The organism is Pseudoxanthomonas daejeonensis (assembly GCF_022637495.1).
Classification (GTDB): Bacteria; Pseudomonadota; Gammaproteobacteria; order Xanthomonadales; family Xanthomonadaceae; genus Pseudoxanthomonas; species Pseudoxanthomonas daejeonensis.
The window spans coordinates 3,178,017-3,197,223 of the sequence record NZ_CP093331.1; the positions used below are offsets into that span (position 1 = coordinate 3,178,017).

The window sequence follows — 19,207 nt, forward strand, 5'->3', positions numbered from 1 at the left end:
CCTCGTGTCCGGTCGATGCAAGCCGCGTGCCGTCGCGGGGCTCAGGCACGCAGGTCCAGCAGCTGCTCGATGGCGTCCGGGTCGAACACCGGGATTCCGGCGACCCGGTGGACGTCCTGCCGCTCCCGGAAGGAGTCGTCGATGAAGATCGCCGGCACGCCCGTCTCGATCGCCGCGCTCTTGGGCGAGCCGTCGCGCAGGTGCACGATGCGGCTGAACAGGTCCGCGCACACCCGGTGCCGGGCCAGGGCCTGGTGCGGGCAGCCTGCGTGGCGGGTCAGCAGCACCATCTCGATGCCGGCGGCGGCCCACTGGTAGAGCAGGCCGGCGAGTACCGGGTTGACCGCCCCGTCCACGATCAGGGTGTCGTCCAGGTCCAGGTAGACCCGGCGGTAGTCCAGCGTGGCGCGGTAGCGGTTGCCCAGCGCGCGGTCGAGCTGCACCGGATGCGACTGCGGCAGCACCGCGAACGGGCGGCCCAGGTGGGCGTAGACGTGGAGCAGGGCGTGGTTGACGCCGCGCACCCGCGACAGCGCCATCGAACCGGCGATACGCGGCGCGACCTCCAGCAGCTTGGGCACGCCGTCGGCGTCGCGCCGCGCCTGGAAGAACCATGCGCCGCGCAGGCGCAGCTCGCCGGCGATCGCCGTGGCCATCGCGGCCAGCGCGGGGTCGCCGGTGGCCGGTTCGGTGCGCACGCTGATCCCGTTCCTGACCCGGCTCCTTCGCCGCGGCGCGGCATGCAGCAGCACGCCATCGCCGTCGGACACGCAATCCACGGTGTATTCGTCGCCCGGCAGGTACTCGCTGATCACGTAGGGCGTGGTGCCCTCCAGCAACTGCCGGTGCCGCAGGACATCATCGACCCGCTCGGCGCCCTGGCTGCCCTGGCCGATGGCCGGCTTGGCGAATACCGGGTACGCGCCGCCCGGCGCGCCGGCGTCGTCGGGGACGATGCCCAGCGGGCGCAGGCGCGCGTGGGCCAGGCGCTTGTCGCGGCACAGCGCGGCGGTGTCCGCATCCGGCACCGCGGCCGGGGCGAGCAGGCGTTCGCGCGCGCAGGCCAGCAGCGGGATGACGCTGTCGTGCGCGGGCACGACCAGGTCGATGTCCCATTCGCGGATCAGCGCGTTCAGCGCGCCGACCAGGTCGCCGTCGACCGTGTCGGCATCGATCCGGCGATACCTGCGATAGGCGAATTCGCCGTGGTCGTCGACCGAGGACGCGCCATGCAGGCGCACGTCCTTGGCGTACCGCAGCGCGGCGTGGACCTCCAGCCCGATCTCCGAGCCGCAGGGGAACACCAGTACGTTGATCGGCCCGGACACGTCAGTCGATGCCCGCCACGGCGCGCTCGAACCGGGCCAGCGCCCGCCGCGAATATCCATCCGCGTCCCAGGCGGGGCCCGCCTGCGGGCGGTCCAGCCAAGCGCACATGCCCTCGGCCAGGCCATCGGTGGAATCGGCGACCAGTTGTCCGGCGCCATCGGCCAGCACGCTCTGCGGGCCGGGGATGTCGGTCGACAGCACCGGCCGGCCGAGGGTCAAGGCCTCCAGCAGGACGATGCCCTGGCCCTCGTAGTGCGACGACAGCACGAACAGGTCGAGCTCGCGCATCAGCGGATAGGGATTGGCGAGCGCACCGGTGAGCAGCACGTCCTCTTCCAGTCCCAGCTCGGCGATGCGCTGCTGCAGCACCGGCCGCTCCGGCCCCTCGCCGACGATCACCAGGCGCGCGGCCGGATGCGCGCGCCGCACCCGGGCGAACGCGTCGAGCAGGCGGCGATGGCCCTTCTCCGGCGACAGCCGGCCGACCGTGCCCAGCAGCATGTGGCCTTCGCGCCAGCGTGCCAGCCCCGGCGGCAGCTCCTGCCCGGCGCGGGCGCGGATGAAACCGGGGTCGATGCAGTTCTCCACGCTGTGGAAGCGGTCGGGCTGCTGCCCCGGCGCACCGGCGAAGCGGCGCCGGTTGACCGCATCGAGGCTGTCGGAAACCGAGACGAGCGCGTCGCACAACGGGTACTGCTCGAATACCTTGGCCAGTTGCGGATGGCGGCTGCGCAGCTCCTGGTCCATGTCGTTGTGCAGGTAGACCGCGCAGCGCGTCCCGGCCGGGCGGCCGCGCGCGAACAGCGCGGTCCAGAACGCGGCGTAGCCCGAGAAGTCGACCACCACGTCGAAGTCGGCGCTGCCGAACTGGCGTGCGTACTCGCGCACGTAGTAGGTGTCGAGCAGGCGCAGCTGGCGTGCGTTGAGCACCTCCCGGCCGCCCTGGCGTGCGCTGAGCCACTGCTGCTCGCGGTTGGCCACCGGGTAGCTGATCCGGCCCCAGCGCGCCACGTGCGCGGGCAGCTCGGCGAAGCGCTCCAGGCGCTGCGGGTAGCTTTCCAGGGTCCACGGATCGACGGTCACCGTGACCGACACGCGCGACGGGTCCAGCGAGCCGGCCAGCCGGTTGAACGAGGCAGTCACGCCGTTGGGACTGAAGTTGCCGACCTGGAAGAGCAGGGTGCGCTTGCTGCGCGGTGCCCGGGGGACCACGTGGCGCGTGTTGTCCTCGAAGAAGAACGCGACGGTGCGTGCGGCCGATCCACCGTCTTCCAGCGGCCAGTAATCCCGGCGCGCCGCCTCGACTGCCGCCCCGGTGACCGCCGCTCCGCCAAGGGCCGCGACGAGCGCCTGTTCAAGCGCATCGGGGGTGGCGCAGGCCTGCACCGGAAGGCTGGCCGGATCGAGGTACAGGCCGCGCTCGCGGCGGTACTGCTCGAGGTCCGGCACGTACAGCAGCACCGGACGACCGCTGGGCAGGAAATCGAACAGGATCGAGGAATAGTCGGTGACCAGCACGTCCACCACCGACATCAGCTCGGTGATGTCCATGCCGGCGGGAACGGCCATCGCGCCATCGGGCAGCGGGCCGAGCGTGCGCGCGACCATATGGTGGCCGCTGAACAGCACGCGCGCGCCGTGGCCGGCCAGGCGTGCGATCGCTTCGGACACCAGCGCCGCGTCCAGCGAGGCGCCGTCGAGGCTGCCGCGCCAGGTCGGGGCGTACAGGATGACCTTCGCGTCCGCGGCCAGGCCCAGCCGCGCCTTCAGCCGTGCGCGCGCCTCGGCGTCGGCGCCGAGCATGAGGTCGATCCGCGCCTGGCCGGTGTCGGCGATGCGGGCGCCGATCACGTCCTCCACCTGCATGGAGGCCAGCAGCGTCTTGCGGGTGAAGGCGTTGGGCATCGCGACGTGGGTGGCCTGCAGCAGGTTGCGCAGCGCGTTCTTGTGGTCGAACAGCGCCCCGGGGATGTCGATGCCCAGCTTCTTCAGCGGGGTCCCATGCCAGGTGTTGAGGTAGCGCTGCTCCGGCCGTCGCACGAAGTACGGCATGAAGGTGTTGTTGTTGACCAGCCAGCCGGCGGTGGCCAGGTAGCGCGCATACAGCGGGCTGCCATGCTGCACGAAGACCACGTCCGGCATCGCGGCCAGGTCTTCGGGAATGGCCGCGTGCGGCTTGACCGCCCACACGTGCAGCAGGCCGCGCCCTGCCAGGCGCTCGCGCGCGGCACGGAACACGGCCAGCGGATTGCAGCTCACCGAATCGCCGTGGAAGCTTTCGTAGAGCACGACCTCGTCGCGGACCGGCAAGGTCTCGATGAACTCGGCGTACTCCAGCTTGATGTCGCGCGTCGGCGCGGCCTGGCCTTCGACAGCCGGCGCTTCGGGAACGATGTCGAAATCGCGCCGGAACAGGCGCGTGGCCAGGAAGGCGTGGCACGCTTCGGCACCGAGACCGGCGCGATGCAGGACGACGCCCAGGCGGAAACTCCAGCGCGGCGCGTGCGCATCGTGGCGGTCGATGCCGGCGCGGTAGGCCGCGGCGGCTTCGGCATGCAGGCCCAGGCGCTCGCATGCCAGGCCCAGTTCGAAATGAAGGTGGGGATCGGTCGTGCGCGCCTGCAGGTCGCCGAGCAGGGCATTGCGTCGCGCCGCATCGTCGACGCCGCTGGGCGGCGCGAACCGCAGCTCTTCCGGCACGCAGCGCAGCCATGCGTCGATCGCCGCATCGGTCTCGCCTGCGGCGTGGAGGCACGTGCCCTGGCGGTAGCGCCAGTCGGCGTCTTCCCGGCACGCCAGCGCGCACGCGTAGGCCATGGCTGCCTCCGCGGGACGCTCCAGGCGCTCGAGCATCCAGCCGCGACGGTAGTGCCACCCGGCCTGCTCCGGTTCCAGGGCGAGCGCGTTCGCGTAGGCATCCGCGGCTTCCTCCCAGCGGTAAAGCGTCTCGAGCAGGTAGCCGTGCGCGGAATGCAGACGGGCGTTTGCCGCATGGGTCGGATCGGCCAGGCGCAGCCGGTAGGCACGCTCGGCACCGGCCCAGTCCTTCTCGCGCTCGTGGCGCAGGCCGATTCCCAGCATCGCGACCTCGGGGTCCGTCGCCATGACCCGCGCATAGCAGGCCTCGGCGGCATCGATGCGCCCACGTTGTTCCTCGACCCGGCCGAGCCGGTAGTGGGTGTCGGCGTCGCCGCCGTCGAGCGCCAGCGCGCTTGCGTAGGCGCCGGCCGCGTCGTCCAGCCAGCCGAGGCGTTCGCAGGCCAGGCCCAGCGCTTGGAACCAGTCGGCACGCCCATCCTCCAGCGTGGTCGCCGCGCGCATGGCCGTCACCACCCGGCGCCAGCCGTTGCGCTTGGCCACGATCGCACCGAGCAGGGCGTGGTGCGCGGCCACCTCCGGCTGCAGTTCGCAGGCGCGCACGGCGAACATGTCGGCCACGTCCCACAGGCGCAACTGCGCGAGGTTGCCGGCGATGCGGGCGAACACCGCCCCTGACGCCTGCAATCCGTCGAGCAGGGCCAGGGTGCGCAGGTTGAACTGGGTCTTGCGCGCCACGTCCAGCCGTTCGCCAGAAGCCAGCGTGGTCTCCAGCCCGGCGGCGTGGCCGCTGCCGAGGTAGTGCGCGACCGGATCGCGGCGATGGTCGCCTTCCAGGTGCGCGGCCTGGTACCACCACAGGTCGAAGCCGGCGGAGGGATTGCGGAATTCGCGCCAGCCATCGCTGCGGAAGTGGCGCCAGGCCGCGTTCGCGCCGCCGGCGACGTCCGGGTTCTGCGCCTGGTAGAAAGCGGCGTCGAACCACGCCGGCACGGTGTCCGTGCCGGTCGTGGCGTGCCCCGCACCGGCCTCGATGGCCGGGCCGGAGTCGTGGGATCTGCTGTGGTCGTCCATCGGGATGCCGTCGTGGGTGCAGGGCGGGTTACTGCACGGCGCGGATGCTGGCCTTCAGCGAGGAACTGGAGATGTTCTCGGTGCGCGCCAGGTAGCGGACTTCGCAGTAGCGGGCGAGCTCGTCGAAATGGCCGAGCCAGTCCGAGCCCATCACCAGGACGTCGGCGCCGTAGCGGCGGATGTCGCCGGCCTTCTGTTCCCAGGCGTCCTCGGGAAAGACATCGTCGACGTAGCGGATCGCGCGCAGCACCGCCTCGCGGTCGGCATAGCTCTGGGTCGCGCGCTTGTGCTTGATCGCGTTGAAGCTGTCAGAGGACAGGCCGACCAGGAGGGTGTCGCCCAGGGCCCGTGCGCGCCGCAGCAGGTTGACGTGGCCGACGTGGAGCAGGTCGAAGGTGCCGTAGGTCAGGACGATGGTCATGCGGACTCCGGAAGGGCTCTGGCGATGCCCACCGGACCATGCAAGCCGCGTGCCGGGCCGCCCGGCCGGGTGCTGTCGTCAGCGGGTGACCCGGACCGCGACCTGCACCCACTCCGACTTCCACAGGTACTCGAAATCCCGCCCGCAGCGCGTGCACCAGTCGAGGAGGGCGCGATGCTCGTCGTCGCGGAAGTCGTTGCCGGCCTGCATGAAGTATTCGTCGAACAGGATCACCGTGCCGGGCGCGATCCGCGCATCCAGGCCCTCGAGCGCTTCGAAGGTCGAGCTGTACAGGTCCGCATCGGCGTGGAGCAGGGCGAGCGGCTGGTCCAGGCGCGCGGCGACGCCGGCGATCGTGTCGCTGAACCAGCCCGGCACGACCTCGACGTTGGCCGGCTCGAAGGTGGGGAGCTCGCCTTCGCCAAGCGCGAACGCACCCTTCTTCCACGGGCCCATCCAGTCTTCGGGCAGTCCCTCGAAGCTGTCGAGCAGGTAAAGCGTCCGGTCCGCGGGCATGCGCGCGTGCAGGAAGCGCGCGCACTCGCCCTTGTAGACGCCCAGCTGGAGGAAATCGCCGGGCAGGCCAACCTCGCGTACCGCCTCGTCCAGCGCGGTGAGCTTGTAGCTGTACCAGCGGTCTTCGCCGGGGGCGAAGGTGCGGGTGCGCAGTTCCGGCACGCCCGGCAGGCGTTCGCGGACACGCTGGAAGGCGGGGGCCAGGCGGGGGTTGCCGTGCATCGGTGCGATCCGTCAGGCCGCGTTCGATGCGCGCAGCGCATCGAGCTGGTGCGCCCCGACCTCGACGCCGCAGAGCATCTGGTTGACCAGCGAGACCTGGAGGCCGAGCGAGGCCGGCGCCACGTCGGGGTGGTCCATGATCGTCGGGCTCTGCACGTCGATGAAGGCCATTTCGCGGCCGCGCGGCGAGTCCATGGCGATGTCGCGGATGTAGGGCAGCTGCGGCGAGCGGCTGGAATAGACCACCACGCGCTCGGCCCCGGGGCCATCGGCCGAGAGGTGGGCGGCGAACAGTTCGCGCTTGTCGCGCGGGAACAGGCCGCGGGTGAAGTGCGAGTCCCGGTAGCGATTGACGTAGTAGTCGTCCGACAGGATCGGCTCCACGCAGACCGCCTTCAGCCCGGTCCTCAGCGAGTGCAGCAGGGCACCGGATGCGCCCTTGGAGGTTCCGTACAGGACGGTGTATCGCGGGTCGACGGCAAGGTCGGCCATGACCTTGGCGATGAGCGCGGACACCCGCGCCTCGTTGTCGGGCTGGGCGAGGGTATCGGTATAGAACGCGCCGACCACGCCGCCGAGGTCGGCGATCCGCAGGATCGCGGTATCCGGCGGCGTGTACTTCGGCGCCTGGCTCAGGTTGCGCATGAAATAGCGGGCCGAGAAACCGGCCTCGTACATCTGGTCGACCTGCGACATGCTCGAGAAGATCACCAGCAGGCGGCGTGCGGCGCCGTGCGCCGGCATCTCCAGCCTGTAGCAGATGCCGCCGTGCTCGCGCAGGCCGAAATCCGTATGCCGCGCCCAGAACGCCGGCGCGATCGCGGCATGGACGAACGACGTGACCGCACCGCCTTCGCTGGCGAACTTGTAGACGAGGAAGCCATGGCCGGACAGGTGGGCCAGGGCCGCGCCCGCGCCTTCGTCCCGCCGCGACTGGTGGATCAGGTTTTCGTCGCCCGGGTGGCGCACATGCACGAACCTGCTGCCCAGTTCGGCCTGGAACAGGTGGTCGATGTCGATTTCCAGGCCTGCCACTATCGCTCGCTCCTCGTGCCGTGCGGTCCATGCGTGCGCGCACCGGCCGCAGCGCGGGCGCCCGCTCCCGTCATGCAAGGCGCGTGCCCGCGCCGGGCGCTGCTCAGCCGACCAGTTCCGCCGGGTCGCGCTCGATCCCGTACTTGCGCAGCTTCTCGACCAGCGTGGTGCGGCGCAGGCCCAGCAGCTGGGCGGCGTGGGCGACCACGCCCTGGCTGCGTTCCAGTGCTTCGCGGATCAGCTGGAGCTCGATCCGGGCCATGTGCTCGCGCAGGTCCAGGCCATCCTCGGGAAGGCTGGCGGCATCGGCTGCGGGCGGGGTGGCCGCGGCGGCAACCGGCTCGCAGGCGGGCGCCTGCTGCGGCAGGGGCGCCGGCTCGCTGCCGGCCGGCACGTGCGCGCGGTAGCGCGCGGGCAGGTCGTCCAGCCGCACCAGGCCGCCGGGATTGAGCACGGCCAGGCGCTCGACCAGGTTGGTCAGTTCGCGCACGTTGCCCGGCCAGGCATAACCGGCCAGGGCCGCGAGCGCTTCGCGGGCGAAGCGGATCTCGCCGCGGCCGGTGCGGGCCAGCTGGCCGGCGATGGTGTCCACCAGTGCCGGCAGGTCGTCGCGCCGCTCGCGCAGCGGCGGCATGTCGATCGGGAACACGTTGAGGCGGTAGAACAGGTCCTCGCGGAAGCTGCCCTCGGCGATCCGCTCTTCCAGGTGGCGATGGGTCGCGGCGACCACGCGCACGTTGCACTTGATGGTCTGGTTGCCGCCGACGCGCTCGAAGCTGCGCTCCTGCAGCACGCGCAACAGCTTGACCTGCATCGGCATGCTCATGTCGCCGATCTCGTCCAGCAGCAGGGTGCCGCCCTCGGCCATCTCGAAGCGGCCCTTGCGCGCGCTCAGCGCGCCGGTAAACGCGCCTTTCTCGTGGCCGAACAGTTCGCTCTCGAGCAGGTCCGGCGGGATCGCGCCGCAGTTGATCGCCACGAATGGCCCGTCGCGGCGCGCCGACTGCTGGTGGATCGCACGCGCGGCCACTTCCTTGCCGGTGCCCGATTCGCCCAGCACCAGCACGGTGGTGTCGAACGGGGCGACCTGGCCGATCATCCGGCGCAGGCGCTGCACGGCCACGCCGTTGCCGGTCGGGCCGCTGTCCTGCACCGCCACGCCGGCCTGGGCTTCGGCGTCCAGGCGCTTGAGGCTGGCCCGGCGCAGGCAGGCTTCCAGCTGGGCGTGGCGGATCGGCGATTCCAGCGGCCAGACCCCGGCTTCGTGCAGGCCATGGGTCGCGGCGAAGTTAGCGGTATCACCTTCAAGCAACAGAATCGGCGGCGGCAAGGGCGTGGCGCCGAGCCAGGCGAAGAAATCGCGCGCAGCCTGCGCGTCGTCCAGCTCGCCGACGACCAGGGCCATCCAGTCGGTCGGGCGCTGGCGGGCGGTGGCGACGTCGGCCGGCGAGGCCGACCAGCGCGGATTGAGGTCCATGAATTCCAGCAGGCCGCAGACGCGCTCGGCGCGCTCGGCCTGGCTGTCGATCACCAGGATGCGCGACTCGCTCACGGAGCGCTCCCTTGCGCCAGGCGCTCGAGGATCGGCATCACTTCCTGCAGGTAGGACAGCTTGCTGACGAAGCTGTCGGCGCCGGCGCGCATGGCATGGTCGCGGTGCTCGGAATCGTCGAAGTGGCTGGCGATCACGATGTAGGGCGGGTCGTCCTGGGCCTTGATCAGGCGCGTGGCCTGCAGCCCGCCCATCTCCGGCATGGCCAGGTCCATCAGGATCGCATCGGGGCGCAGCGCCTCGGAACGTTCGATCGCTTCCAGGCCGTTGCCGGCGGTGCCGGCGATCTCCAGCCATTCGACCTTGCGGAAGTGGCGCATCGCGGCGTTGATGAAGCCGTCGTGGTCGTCGACCAGCAGGACACGGATGTTGCGCATGGGAACTCCTCCTCAGCCCGCGCGGGCCAGCAGCGGGGCGGCGACGCGGCGGCGCTCGCGCGCCGGGGCAATGGACATCTGTTCGCGGTACTTGGCCACGGTGCGCCGGGCGATGTGCACCCCCTGGCGGGCCAGCAGCGCGGCAATGGCGTCGTCGGCCAGCGGGCGCGCCGCCGGTTCGGACTCGATCAGCCGGCGCACCATCGCCTTGACCGCCGCGCCGGAGACATTGGCGCCTTCCAGGCGCACGGCGAAGAAGTGCTTGAGCTCGAAGGTGCCGCGCGGGGTCTGCACGTACTTGCCGCTGGTGATGCGCGAGACGGTGGATTCGTGCATGCCGATCTCGTCGGCGACTTCCTTCAGCGTGAGCGGGGCCATGCATTCGTCGCCGCGCTCCAGGAAGGCGGCCTGGCGCTCGACGATGACGCGCGCGGTGCGCAGCAGGGTGTCGTAGCGCATCGACAGGCCACGGGTCAGCCAGCGCGCTTCCTGCAGCAGTTCGCGCAGGCGGCTGCTGCCTTCGCTTTCCCCGGACTGGGCCAGGGCGCGTTCGTAGGTGCCGTTCACCGAGAGTTTCGGCGCGGTCGCAGGATTCAGGGCCACGCGCCACTGGCGGTCGGCCTGCCACACGACCACATCGGGAATGATGTAGCCCGAATCGACCGGGTCGACCTCGGCCTGCGCCGGGCGCGGCTGCAGCGACAGCACCAGGCGCACGGCCTCGGCGACGTCGCCTTCGTCGGCCTGCAGCTGGCGGGCGATGGCCGCATGGTCGTGGGCGGCCAGCGCCGGCAGGCACTGGTCGAGGATGCGCACGGCCAGGTTGAGACCGGCGCACGGCGCCGGCAGCGCGGCCAGTTGCGCCTGCAGGCATTCGTGCAGGTCGCGCGCGGCCATGCCGGCCGGCTCGCCGTGCAGCACGCGCTGGCGGACCGCTTCGATCCGCTCGGCGCTCACGTCGAAGCGGGCGCAGGCGCGCAGCAGCAGTGCTTCATGGTCGCCGTCGAGGTAGCCGGCGTCGTCGCAGTGCTCCAGCCAGAAGCCGGCGATTTCCAGCTGCCGGCTGTCCAGTTCCAGCTCCAGGCGCTGCAGCACGCGCACGCACGGGTCGCTGGAACCGGGCTCGGCGATGCGGTGCATGCGGTCTTCGCCTTCGCCGCTCCAGCTGGCGCCGGGCACGTCCCACATCGAGGATTCGGGCAGTTCGTCGAAGGCGGCTGTTTCGAGCTGCTGTTCGGCCGCGCCTTCCGGCACGTTCCCTGCATCTGCATCGCCGGCGCTCGATTCCTCGTCGAGCTCGAGCATCGGGTTCTGCTCCAGCACGCGGGCCACTTCCATCTGCAATTGCTGCGCATCGAGCTGCAGCAGGCGGATGGACTGGAGCAACTGCGGTGTGAGGTGCAGTTGCTGGCCGAGCTGGACCGAGACGCTGGCTTTCATTTTGATCCCCGTGCGCCGGGCTCCCTGGCGCGATGGGGGCATCGTGCGCCCGGCATGACGGGAATTGAATCGGGGCGTCCCCGAGTCGGGTAGTCGATTTCCCTACATGGCGTAGGGGTTTCCCCGACATGGCCACGGATTTCCGGCGCCGCGGCCGACGGTCCGCTGGGAAACCGGCGTCAACCCAGTTCGTTGAGGTGCTTGACCGCGAGCAGGACCAGTTCGTTGGCGCGGCGGCATCCGAGTGCCTCCATCATCCGCGCGCGGTGGGTCTCCACCGTCTTGACGCTGATGCCCAGGTCGGCGGCGATCTCCTTGCTGCTCAGGCCACGACCGATCTGGGACAGGATCTCGCGCTGGCGTGGCGGCAGGGCCGCCACCCCGACCGGCTTGGACTTGCCCAGCAGCGGGGCGATCATCCTCGAGGAGATGCGCGGGCTGAGGAAAACATCGCCGCCGGCAGCCGAACGCAGCGCCAGTTCCAGCTCCAGCGGCGCGGCGTCCTTGACCACGAAGCCGACCGCGCCGCGATCCAGCGCATCGCGCACGTGCATCGCATCGTCGTGCATGGACATCATCACCACGCGCGTGGTGGGCACCTTGCCGAGGATGCCGCTGAGCGCCTCCAGCCCGTTGCGGCCGGGCAGGGACAGGTCGAGCAGGACCAGGTCCGGGCGGTGCATCACGGCCAGGTCGATCGCCTGGTCCGCATTCATGGCCTCGGCGACCACATCCACCCCGGTGAAGGTCTGCAGCAGCCGGCTCAGGCCGGCCCGTACGAGGGTATGGTCGTCAACGATCAGGACACGCACGGGCGGATGGGGGCTCCCCGGAACCGGCCCCCACCTTAGCCCAGCGGGGCGGCAGGGGAAAGGACGCCCGTCTCAACGCCTGCGCGCGGCGACCTCGCGGCGGTGCATCCGGAACAGGTGCCGTTCCAGCGCATCTTCCAGGCTGGCCGGCAACGGCCGGAAGCGCAGCCAGAGCCAGGCCTGGCCGTCGACCAGGGCGCTGGCGGCCACGGTCGCGGGCAGTTCCAGGTCGTCGGGCAGCCATTCTGAGGGCTGCAGGCGCACGATGCCGGCGCTGCCGATGGCCAGTCCGGCGTCGTCCGGCACCGCCAGGCGCAGGCCGTGCACCGACCAGCGCAGCGGCTGCGCGGGGAGCGCGTGCGCTGACTGGCGGACCAGCCGCCCCAGCAGGACCAGCAGCAGGTCCAGCTTGGCGTCCATGCGCTGGGCCAGTTGCGGCAGCTCGCCGCGCTTCTCTTCGCCGCTGTCCTCGCCCCGCAGGTCCTCGACCTGGGCCAGGCCCTTCAACAGGGCCTCGGCCTGCTGCAGTTGCGCGGCGCCGGTGCCGGGCGCGAAGCCGGCCGGGAGGATCGCTTCGCAGGCCAGTGTCTCGTCGAACAGCGCCGCTTCGACGCCGGCGGCCGCGTCGGGCCAGTGCGCGCTCACGACGACAGCCCATGGGGACGCGGCACCACGCGCGGATCCTCGTGCAGCAGGTGCTGCATCCGCAAAAGGTCGCGCAACGCCTGCATGGGTGCCTGCAGGCCGACGGTGTCGATGTACTGGCGCATGCGCCGGTCGTGCAGGGCCAGCACGTCGCCGGCGTTGCCGTAGTCCTCGCCGTCCAGCGCGTCACGCAGGTCCAGCAGGTCGGCATGCAGGGCGTCGAGCGTGGCGTTCATGGCGTGGCTGCGGTCGGTATGCGGGAGGTGGGCGGGGATCAGCGCGTGCCGGCGCGTGCGTACGCGCTCGCGGCCTGGGTCGACTGGCGCTGCTGGCGGATCAGGTCGAGCAGCAGGCCCTTGCGCTCGCGCATGCGTTCGATCGTGTCCAGCTGCAGGTCGCGCAGCGCACCGATCTCGCCGGCGAACAGGCGCGCATCGGGCAGGGCGCAGAACTCGCGGACGCCGACGTCGTAGTCGTCGATCATCGAGGGCAGGGCGGCCAGGTCGTCGCGCTCGAGCGTGGCACGGATCGAAGCCATCGCCCCGCGCAATGCGTCCAGCCGTGCCGCCGTGCCGGTCATGACTCGACCGCCATGGCGCGCTGCGCCTCGGGGATGGCGTTCCATGCCGATTCGATCTCGCCGAGCAGGTCCAGCGACTCGGACAGCGCGGCCCGGTCGTTGTGCAGGTTGGCCTCGATCAGCCGGCGGACGATGTAGTCGTACAGCGCGGACAGGTTGGACGCCACTTCGCCGCCGGCCTCGTGGTCCAGCGAGCCGTTGAGGTGGCCGATGATCGCGCAGGCCTCGCCGATCGCCTTGCCCTTGTGCGCGGGATCGCCCTGCGCCAGGCAGGCCTGGGCCCGGCGGATGCGCTGCCCGGCGCCTTCGAACAGCAGCGAGATCAGCCGGTGCGGATCGGCCTCGTTGACCTTGGCGGAGACACCGGTCTTGCGGTACTGCTCGGCGAAGTGGCGGCTGGAACCGTACATGGAGTCATTCCTCGGAGAGCGGGACCGGTCGGGATCGAAAGGCGGGACAGCCTTCGCGGGTGGGGCCGCAATGCTGGATACGGTCCTTATCGGCAGGCCTGCCCGCGGGCTTGAGCGCCGGCATCAGTCGGACGGCGAAAGCAGGTTGTTGAGCGAGCTGGCGCTGCCCTGCATCTGCACGATCATCGTTTCCATCGCGGTGAACTGCGTGGTGTAGAGGGTGCTCAGGCGCGCCATTTTTTCGTCGAGGCGGTCGAGCTGGTCCTCCAGGCCGGAGATCTGCTTGTTGATGCTGTTGCTGCGCAGGACGAGCGTGCCGTCGATCGAATCGAGGTGGTTGTCCATCAGCTTGGCCACCGCGCCGCCGTAGCCGCCCTCCTTGCCGAGCAGGGCCTTGGCCGCTTCGGGATCGCCGGCAATCGCGCTGTCGAAGGCGGTGGCGTCGAAGGCCATCACCCCATCCTTGGACACGCTCACGCCGAGCGCCTTGAGCTCGCCCACGTTGGCGCTGACATGGCCGCGCAGCTGCTGTTGCAGGGTGCGCACCAGCGAGTCGCCGGTCAGCGCCGAGGCGGTGCGGGTATCGCTGTTGTAGGCGCTGGTCGACTTGAGCGTGCCGACCACGCTGTTGTAGGCGGTGACGTAGGCGGCGATCGAGCTCTTGAGGCTGCTGTTGTCCGAGGCGACGTTGACCAAGTACGAAGTGCCGGCCAGCGCCTTGGTCAAGGTCAGGTTCACGCCCGGGACCAGGTCGCCGATGGTGTTGCTGCTGGAAGTGCGCTCGAATCCGTCCACCCGCACCAGCGCATCGGTGGCCGCTACGGTCTGGGTGAGTCCGCCGCCAGCGCCGTTGGTCAGCGCGGCCAGGCCGCCGTTGCCACCGCTGGCGCTGATCGACAGCGTGCCCGCCGCGCCGGTGGTCGTGGCGCTGAACACCAGGTGCTGGCCATCGTCGGCGGTGACCACGCTGGCGGTGACGCCCTTGCCGCCCGCGGCGCGGTTGACCGCCGCGGCGATGTCGGCAAGCGTGGCATCGGCACCGATCGCGACCTTGGCGTTGTCGTCCTTGCCGCTGCCCCAGGTGATGGACAGGGTGCCGCTGCCGACCGTGGCGTCCTTGGCGAAGGCCACCGAGGACAGCTTCTGCGCGCTGGCCAGCCTCACCACCTCGACGTTGTAGTCGCCGGCGACCGCCTTGGACGTGGTGGTGGCGGTGAAGCCCGCCCCGGACTGCACCGTCGCCTTGAACGCGGGCGTATCGGCCGCCTCGCCCATCTTCGACAGCGCGGTCTGCAGCGAGGTCATGGCGCTCTTGATCTGCCCGATCGCCGACAGCTTGGAGGTGGCGGTGGAGCCGGCCTTGTTGATCCGGGTTTCGGTCGGGGTGCGCGCGGCCGTCACCAGCTGGGAGACCAGGGTGGGGATGTCCAGGCCGGAGCCGGACGCGGAGATCGTGTTCGCCATGTTCCTCTTCCTCGCCAGTCACGACAGGCCTGCCACGGCCGCGGCCTGGCCCTGCCAGTGCGCGCCGCACGCAGGCGCGCGGGATTGCTGAAACCACTATCGGCCGGATGCCCGCGGGACTTGAGCCGGGGGCTTCCGTGGTCCCGTTCCACAGGCAAGTTCCATGCCGTGGGAAGCGGCGGCGGCTGGAAGGCCGGAAACGGACAAGCCCCTCCGGAGAGGGGCCTGGCCGTATTGCGTGGAACCGCTCTGTGTTGCGAAGTTACTGCAGCAGGCCCAGCACGTTCTGCGGAACCGACTTGGCCTGGGCCAGCATCGCCGTACCGGCCTGCTGCAGGATCTGGGTGCGGGTCAGCTCGGCCGTTTCCTTGGCGTAGTCGGTGTCCTGGATCCGGCTGCGGGCGGCCGACAGGTTCTCCGAGCTGGTCTGCAGGTTGGAGATCACCGAGCTGAAGCGGTTCTGGATGGCACCCAGGTCGGCGCGGGCGGTGTTGACCGACTGCAGCTGGGTGTCGATCGCGGTCAGCGCGGCGGTGGCGCCGGAGGCCGAGGAGATGTCCAGGGCGGCGACGGCGGTGGCCGTGGCGCTCATGTCGACCGTGCTGATGGCGATCTGGTTGTCCGCGCCGGCGTCGGCACCGACCTGGATGGTGAAGCTGGTGGTCGAGCCGTTCAGCAGCTTGGTGCCGTTGAAGTTGGAGTTGTCCTTGACGCGGGTGATTTCGTCGGACAGCTGCTTGACTTCCTTCTGCAGCGCGCTGCGGTCCTCGGCGCTGTTGGTGCCGTTGGCGGCCTGCACGGCCAGCTCGCGGATACGCTGCATGTTGTCGCCGATCGAGCTCAGCGCGCCTTCGGCGGTCTGGGCCAGCGAGATGCCGTCGTTGGCATTGCGGGCGGCCACGTCCATGCCGCGGACCTGGGTGGTCATGCGCTGGCTGATCGCCAGGCCGGCCGCGTCGTCCTTGGCGCTGTTGATGCGCAGGCCCGAGGACAGGCGCTGGATGGTGGTCGCCAGGCTTGCGCTGTTGGTGGACAGGTTGCGCTGCGCGTTCAGCGACATCACGTTGGTGTTGATGACTTGTGCCATTTTGATTCTCCTAAGCGATTTATCCCGGGAAGGTTTCAGAGCCTTGGCCGGAGCCTCCGCAGGGGGGTCATCAAGTTGACCGATGCCGCTGCTGGTTTGGATAACGGCGCGTTGTCAAGAAGCTTTAGCGGGTCGGGAGAAAATCTTTCGGCTTCCCCGGTTTTTCCGCTGCAACCCGTCGCTGCGCCACCGTGGCGGTTTCCCGCCGGTACCAGTAACGGCACGCGGCGCCGGAAATTTAGCCCGGGTTGCTGCAGGCGCCGGAACAAGCAAAAAGCGGCGCAGGTGCCTGCGCCGCTTCGACGGGGAACAACGCGGTGCGCCGGGGATCCGGCGGGCGGGCTCAGCGCAGCAGGTTGAACAGGGACATGCCCTGCATCCGGGTGAACACGGTCTGCGCGGTCTGCAGCGCGGTGCTTTCCATCTGGAAGCGGGTGATCGCTTCGGCGTAGTCCAGGTCGCGCAGTTCCGACAGCGTGCCCTGGATGATGACGCCGTTGGCATCGCGTACCGCGGCGGCTTCGTCAATCGTGGCCAGTTGCGCGCCGCCGGCGGCGCGCGCGTCGATCATCTGTGCCGACGCCCGTGCGACATCGCGCATCGCGCCCTGCAGCGCGTTCTGGCGCGCGGCCTGCTCGGCCGGCGTGGTCGCCGTCGCTTCCAGCGCGCCGATCAGGTCCTGCAGGGTCGCGAACACATCCCGGGTGCCGGCCGGGCCGACGTCGAAGGCATCGCCCGTCGCCGGCTGGCCACCGATGGAAACGCGCAGTCCGCCATGGACGATGTCCTCGCCGTTGATCCAGGTGCCGCCACCGACCGTGGCGCCGCCGCCATCTAGCACGTCGTAGGTGCTGGCGCCGGTGAAGAGGATCCGGTAAGCCTCGCCGTTCCAGGCGCCCGTGTTGCCGCGTCCGTAGCCGCCGATCACGCCGGTGCCGGCATTGGCCGGGTCGGCGCTGGCGTCCAGGGTCCCGTCGCCGGTGCGCACCCGCATGAAGATCTCGCTGCCGGGCGTGGCATCGGCGACGAACGTCTCCGGCGCGATCTCGATCCGGCGCTGGGTCTGGTCGCCGTTGTAGGCCACGCCCCCGGCGACGCGGCTGAAAGGGGCTGAATCGTCGGCACTGCCGCCGAACAGGTAGCGTCCGCTGCCGTCGGTACTGTTGGCCACGCTGATCATGCCGTCCAGGATCGAACGCAGCTCGGCGGCGATCGCGCTGCGATCGGCATCGGACAGGCTGCCGTTGTTGGCCTGGATGGTGAGCTCGCTGACCCGGGTCATGTAGTCGCCGGCCTGCGCCAGGATGTTTTCCTGCAGCCCCAGGCGATTGGCGACCGTGTTGGCGTTCTTGCCGAAACGCTCCAGCTCGGCCAGGGTGCGATCCAGGCCGACCGCGCTGCCGGCGGCGACCGGGTCGTCCTTGGCGGTGACCAGCTTCTGCCCGGAAGCGAGCTGCTCCTGCAGCGAATTGAGCTGCTTCTGCCGCGCCAGCATGCCCGACAGGGACTGGCTGTACATCATTCCGGTGGAGATTCGATCGGTCATCAGCGCACCGCGTTGAGGATGGACTGGAACATCGTGTCGGCCGTGGAAATGATCTGCGCGGCCGCCTGGTAGGCCTGTTGCAGGCGCAGCATGTTCGCCGCCTCCTCGTCCAGGTTCACCCCGGAGATCGAATCGCGCAGCGCCTGCGCGTCGTCGTGGATCACCTGCTGGGCGTCGTACGAGTACTGGGCCTGGCGCGCGGCCGAACCGACCATCGTGGTCAGTCCGCCCATCGCGCCGTTGAGGCTGATGGTGCCGCCGTTGAGTACGCGCGCATCATCCAGGTTGGCCAGCAGCGCGGCGTTGCCGTTGTCGCCGGAACGGGCGCTGGTGCGGCCGATGCGGAACTGGTCCCCGGCAGCCGGCGCGCCGTCCAGGCTCACGCTCCAGCCGTTGGCGCTGATCGTCTGCCCCGGGGTGAACGCGAACGGACCGGCACCGTCGATGGTGTACTGGCCTGCGTCGAGGAATTCGATCACCGCGTCGTCGAGCAGGTTGGCGTCCCCGGCGTCGACGACCTTCAGGCCTTTCAGCGCGCCGGTGCCGACGTTGTCCAGGTCCGCCTTGCCCGAAACCGGGCTGGCCGCGGCGATCCGCGACGGATCGCTGATCGCCACGCTCATCCCCGCTGCGACGCCGGCGGTGGGCTGGAGCAGGAAGCGGTCGCCCGCGACAGGCGGCGGGGTCGTGGAAACGACCAGGGCGATGCCATCCACCAGCAGCGGATCGGCGCTGGTGCCGGTGCCGGCCAGGGCCACGGCCACGCCGGTGTCGGCGCGCGTCGCGGTCCAGGCGCCGCCGTCGAAACGCAGCACGAGGTTCTGCCCGGTGACGGCGCCGGCGTCGGCCAGGGTCGCCTGCAGGCCCGCGCCGCTGGCGTTGCCCCCGTGCCCGCTGACCTTCGGCGCGGGCAGCGAGAAGAAGTCGCCGCCCATGTCGCCGTACAGGTCCATGCCGGCGCGATGGCCGGTGTTGAACGTGTCGGCCATGGCGACGGCGATGCGGCCCAGTTCGGCCATCGCCGGATCGAGCACCGACGCGCGGAATTCGGCCAATCCGCCCATGCGCCCGCCGAGCGTCCGCTGGTCCAGGGCCACGGTCGTGCCCTGGCTGCTCAACGCCAGTTGCAGGCGTTCGGGACGGTAGGGATCGGCGACGGTGGTGACGGACGAGGGCTGGTTGCCGACCACCAGCGGCTGCCCGCCGGCGGTGAAGACATTGAGCATCCCGCCGTCCTGGACCACGGCGGTGCCGCCGGTATAGCCGACCAGCTCGCTGACCAGCCGATCGCGGCGGTCGAGCAGGTCAGGGGAAGCGCCCGCCAGGTTGCCGCCGATGGATTCGTTGATCCGCGCGATCTCCCCGGCGAGCCGGTTGATCTCCTGCGCGCCGGCGACCAGGCCGTTGTTGACCTCCGCGTCCAGCGACTGCAGTTGCCCGTCGAGTTGGCGGAAGCGCGTCGCCAGCGAGCCGGCCTGGGCAAGCAGGTCCTGGCGCTCGGCGGTGCCGGCCGCGTTGGAAGACAGTGCGCTGACCGAATCGAAGAAGTTGGACCACAGGCCGGCGACATTGGTGGCCTTGTCGGAGAACAGCTTGTCGACCCGGTTGGACAGGCCCGACAGCTGCTCCAGGCGCGCCAGTTCGCCGCCGCTGTCGAGCAGTCGCGAAGTGGCCAGCTGGTCGGCGATGCGCTGGATGTCGGCGATCTTCACCCCGTTGCCGACCTGGCCATAGCCGTAGTCGGTCGGGTTGCGCGTGGCGAACTCGACCCTTTGCCGGCTGTAGCCTTCGGTGTTGACGTTGGCGACGTTGTGGCTGACGGTGGAAAGCGCCCGCTGGAATGCGATCAGCGCGCCGGTACCGGTGGACAGGACGGACAT

General features: G+C 70.3%; 17 protein-coding genes. All 17 read right to left on the minus strand.

Going from position 1 to position 19,207, the window contains the following annotated elements; all coding sequences use genetic code 11:
• Positions 1–41: 41 nt before the first annotated feature.
• The gene (locus tag MNQ95_RS14270) at positions 42–1,328 is read right to left on the minus strand and encodes an ATP-grasp domain-containing protein (protein ID WP_241953267.1); all 1,287 of its coding nucleotides are present in this window, start codon (positions 1,326–1,328) and stop codon (positions 42–44) included.
• Position 1,329: 1 nt separating this feature from the next.
• On the minus strand, positions 1,330–5,220 hold the full coding sequence (locus MNQ95_RS14275; protein ID WP_241953268.1) for a CDP-glycerol glycerophosphotransferase family protein: 3,891 nt from the start codon (positions 5,218–5,220) through the stop codon (positions 1,330–1,332).
• A 28-nt stretch (positions 5,221–5,248) separates the two neighbouring features.
• Positions 5,249–5,641 carry an FAD synthase family protein gene (locus tag MNQ95_RS14280; protein ID WP_162410526.1) on the minus strand — a complete coding sequence of 131 codons (393 nt, stop codon included), beginning with the start codon at positions 5,639–5,641 and terminating at the stop codon, positions 5,249–5,251.
• A gap of 78 nt (positions 5,642–5,719) precedes the next feature.
• Positions 5,720–6,379 carry a TylF/MycF/NovP-related O-methyltransferase gene (locus MNQ95_RS14285; protein ID WP_241953269.1) on the minus strand — a complete coding sequence of 220 codons (660 nt, stop codon included), beginning with the start codon at positions 6,377–6,379 and terminating at the stop codon, positions 5,720–5,722.
• Positions 6,380–6,391: 12 nt separating this feature from the next.
• Positions 6,392–7,414, minus strand: coding sequence for an XcbB/CpsF family capsular polysaccharide biosynthesis protein (locus tag MNQ95_RS14290; protein ID WP_241953270.1), 1,023 nt, complete (start codon positions 7,412–7,414; stop codon positions 6,392–6,394).
• A 103-nt stretch (positions 7,415–7,517) separates the two neighbouring features.
• Positions 7,518–8,966, minus strand: a complete 1,449-nt coding sequence (locus tag MNQ95_RS14295) for a sigma-54 dependent transcriptional regulator (RefSeq protein ID WP_241953271.1) — start codon at positions 8,964–8,966, stop codon at positions 7,518–7,520.
• Positions 8,963–9,343, minus strand: a complete 381-nt coding sequence (locus tag MNQ95_RS14300; protein WP_162410522.1) for a response regulator — start codon at positions 9,341–9,343, stop codon at positions 8,963–8,965. The genes MNQ95_RS14295 and MNQ95_RS14300 overlap by 4 nt, the downstream gene beginning before the upstream one ends.
• A 12-nt stretch (positions 9,344–9,355) precedes the next feature.
• Entirely contained in the window at positions 9,356–10,783 is a 1,428-nt protein-coding gene (rpoN, locus tag MNQ95_RS14305) for an RNA polymerase factor sigma-54 (RefSeq protein WP_162410521.1), read from the minus strand.
• Between the two features lie 179 nt (positions 10,784–10,962).
• Positions 10,963–11,595 carry a response regulator gene (locus tag MNQ95_RS14310; protein WP_162410520.1) on the minus strand — a complete coding sequence of 211 codons (633 nt, stop codon included), beginning with the start codon at positions 11,593–11,595 and terminating at the stop codon, positions 10,963–10,965.
• 72 nt (positions 11,596–11,667) lie between these two features.
• Complete coding sequence (locus MNQ95_RS14315) at positions 11,668–12,240, minus strand: PilZ domain-containing protein (RefSeq protein WP_162410519.1); 573 nt, start codon at positions 12,238–12,240, stop codon at positions 11,668–11,670.
• Positions 12,237–12,476 carry a hypothetical protein gene (locus MNQ95_RS14320; protein ID WP_162410518.1) on the minus strand — a complete coding sequence of 80 codons (240 nt, stop codon included), beginning with the start codon at positions 12,474–12,476 and terminating at the stop codon, positions 12,237–12,239. The genes MNQ95_RS14315 and MNQ95_RS14320 overlap by 4 nt, the downstream gene beginning before the upstream one ends.
• Before the next feature lie 38 nt (positions 12,477–12,514).
• Entirely contained in the window at positions 12,515–12,820 is a 306-nt protein-coding gene (locus MNQ95_RS14325; RefSeq protein ID WP_162410517.1) for a hypothetical protein, read from the minus strand.
• A complete protein-coding gene (fliS, locus tag MNQ95_RS14330) occupies positions 12,817–13,230 on the minus strand; it encodes a flagellar export chaperone FliS (RefSeq protein ID WP_162410516.1) in 414 nt (137 codons plus the stop codon). The genes MNQ95_RS14325 and fliS overlap by 4 nt, the downstream gene beginning before the upstream one ends.
• 123 nt (positions 13,231–13,353) lie before the next feature.
• Positions 13,354–14,694, minus strand: coding sequence for a flagellar filament capping protein FliD (gene fliD / locus MNQ95_RS14335; RefSeq protein WP_241953272.1), 1,341 nt, complete (start codon positions 14,692–14,694; stop codon positions 13,354–13,356).
• Positions 14,695–14,956: 262 nt separating this feature from the next.
• Positions 14,957–15,781: a flagellin domain-containing protein gene (locus MNQ95_RS14340; RefSeq protein WP_162410514.1), complete on the minus strand. Its 825-nt coding sequence runs from the start codon at positions 15,779–15,781 to the stop codon at positions 14,957–14,959.
• Positions 15,782–16,124: 343 nt separating this feature from the next.
• Positions 16,125–17,327 carry a flagellar hook-associated protein FlgL gene (gene flgL / locus MNQ95_RS14345; RefSeq protein ID WP_241953273.1) on the minus strand — a complete coding sequence of 401 codons (1,203 nt, stop codon included), beginning with the start codon at positions 17,325–17,327 and terminating at the stop codon, positions 16,125–16,127.
• Positions 17,327–19,207, minus strand: a complete 1,881-nt coding sequence (gene flgK, locus MNQ95_RS14350; RefSeq protein WP_241953274.1) for a flagellar hook-associated protein FlgK — start codon at positions 19,205–19,207, stop codon at positions 17,327–17,329. Before flgK ends, flgL begins: the two co-directional genes overlap by 1 nt.